Genomic DNA, 2,490 nt, shown 5'->3' with positions numbered 1-2,490 from the left:
CATAAAAAATATTCTCCTTTTTGTTGTCATAATAAAATGTGCAAAAAAAGCCAAAAGTTTTTTATGGTTTATATATCTTTAGAAAACTTTAAAAATATTTTACATTTTTCTTCTATAATTTAATATTGTTATTTTTCAAATAGCTTTAAAAAGAAGATGCCACAACGTGAGATAAAACAGTCTCATGATTTAATGGGGGAGTATTATCAAAACAAAAAAAGTTAAATATGATGGTTCAGGTAGATAATAATTATAATGATTTGTATTTATTAAATATAATGCGATAAAAAGGACGATTAATTGATATAGTCCTACTTTAGTAGACAGTACAAATATATAAAGTTGTACTATCTATGAAAGTAGGCCTTTTTATTTTGGAAAGAATAATAACCACTTAGTAAAAAATAATTGAAAATTAAATAAATCGGCGTAAAATCAAATATAAAATTAATAATCTTTTAATTATAAAATCGCATTATACAAAGAATAGGAGTAAAATCATGTTTTTTACTAAGAGGACCAGTGGCAATCCAGATACTCAAACCATCGATGAAGTTATCGGCAATGATCCGTTTGAATTATTAAATGTGAATTTTAAAAGTTTTGATTTAGAAATTAAAGCTGGTGAAAAATTTGAGATTCATTATCATGGGCCAAAATATCGTAAACCAACTGTTGAAGTAGATCATGATGAAATGAGAATTAAAGAACCTGATTTGAAAGAGAAGGAAATTTTTCATTGGGAGAAAAGTTTCTTCAAAATAGATGTACATTCAAGCAGGGGGAAAGTAACCATCACTGTTCCAAAGGAAACGGAACTTACAGAAGTAAATCTAAATTTAGCCAGCAGTGATGTTAGATTATCATCATTGAAGATAAATTCGCTTGAGCTTGAATCAAGTAGCGGTGATGTTGATGGGGAAAATTTGCGAATTGCATCCCTTGATTTAAGCGCTACTTCAGGGGATGTTGCTTTTAATCGCCTTCGATTAATTAGTGGCGATATTTCCGTAACAAGTGGCGATACAAGATTGATCGATAGTCGAATTGAATATGAATTGAGTATTTCCACTGTTTCAGGTGATAACTTGGTTAAGAATACGCAAGTTGCTGAAGCTAACCTTCATACGATTTCCGGTGAGAACCAAATTTTTGGAGAGAAGAAAACGCATGGAAGCGTTGGACAACAAGATGGCAGCTTTTTGCGTATGAACACTATTTCTGGTGACAATCGAATTGAGTAGGAATGAGGAGAATCTGTAATGGATTCTTCTTTTTTAATTTTTTGAAGATATAAAGAGATATAAAACTGGATCGAAGATATAAAGAGATATAAAATAGAAATAAAAACAGTAGGTGAATATTATGGTAGAAAAAACAGTAAATCCTTTTGATCCTAATTTTGGTAAAATTCCAAAAATTTATTTGGGTAGACAAGAAATTGTAAATGAGGTAGTTGAATCCTTAAAAAATGGTGTAGGCCCGTATCAAACTTCTCTTATTTATGGAATGCGCGGAGTTGGTAAAACTTCTTTGTTAGCAGATATAACTAAAACTTTTGAAGAAGATGATGGTTGGATAGTTGTTTATTTGGCTATGACAAATGACTTAATGACTACGTTGATTCAAAGCATATATCAAGAAGCTAATTCTTCACTTCGCAAGTCTTTAAATAAAATAGAGGGGGTTACGTTTTCTGCTTTAGGATTTGAACTTGGAATCACGGTGTCGGATCCACATTCTACTTATCAAGTTCTTTTAGAAGAAATGCTGAAAAAACTAAAAAAGGCAGGAAAATCTTTATTAATTGCTATCGATGAAGTTAAAGCAACCGAGCAAGTTATAAATTTAGCCTCAATTTATCAAATTATGGTTTTGAAAAAGTATCCTATTAATATTATGATGACAGGATTGCCTAAAAATGTATCTGAGCTTCAAAATAATGATGTACTGACTTTTTTGTTAAGAAGTGGAAGAATTCCTTTGGGTCCGTTGAATTTATTTGATGTACGTTTTCGTTATAGTAAAGCTTTTCAACGTGGAAATAAGAAAATTGATAATGAAATTTTAACTAAAGTAACCCAAATGACGAAAGGTTATGCATATGCTTTTCAGGATTTGGGATATTATCTTTGGCAAAATTCGGAAGACGTAATTGATGAAAATACTCTTGAAGAATCTCTACCAGAATTTAAGAACGATCTTTTTAGAAATGCTTATGTAAAGATTACTAATGAACTTTCGGCTACGGATCGGAAAATTCTATTGATTATGGCTAAAAGTAATAAAGAGATTGTTGATATTAGTTATATTAGAGAAAAGTTAGGCAAAACTCCTGGTTATATGTCGGCTTATAGAAGAAGATTATTAGATAGTCAGATAATAATTGATGTAGGTTATGGAAAAATTGCTTTTTCGTTACCATTTATGAAAGAATTCATTTTGGAAGAAAAACAATTGTATGATTTGATGTAATAATAGAAGCACGCT

The 2,490-nt window shown here is 30.2% G+C and carries 2 protein-coding genes; both read left to right on the top strand.

Features of this window, described 5'->3' with window-relative positions:
* Positions 1 to 500 precede the first annotated feature (500 nt).
* Positions 501 to 1,244, top strand: coding sequence for a DUF4097 family beta strand repeat-containing protein (locus JCM6256_RS09085; protein ID WP_025081363.1), 744 nt, complete (start codon positions 501 to 503; stop codon positions 1,242 to 1,244).
* A gap of 121 nt (positions 1,245 to 1,365) precedes the next feature.
* Entirely contained in the window at positions 1,366 to 2,475 is a 1,110-nt protein-coding gene (locus tag JCM6256_RS09080) for a DUF8462 domain-containing protein (protein WP_025081362.1), read from the top strand.
* The last annotated feature ends 15 nt before the right edge of the window (positions 2,476 to 2,490 follow it).

The sequence above is a fragment of the Lactobacillus hamsteri DSM 5661 = JCM 6256 genome (assembly GCF_000615445.1).
GTDB lineage: Bacteria > Bacillota > Bacilli > Lactobacillales > Lactobacillaceae > Lactobacillus > Lactobacillus hamsteri.
This window is presented reverse-complemented; position numbering and strand designations above follow the sequence as displayed.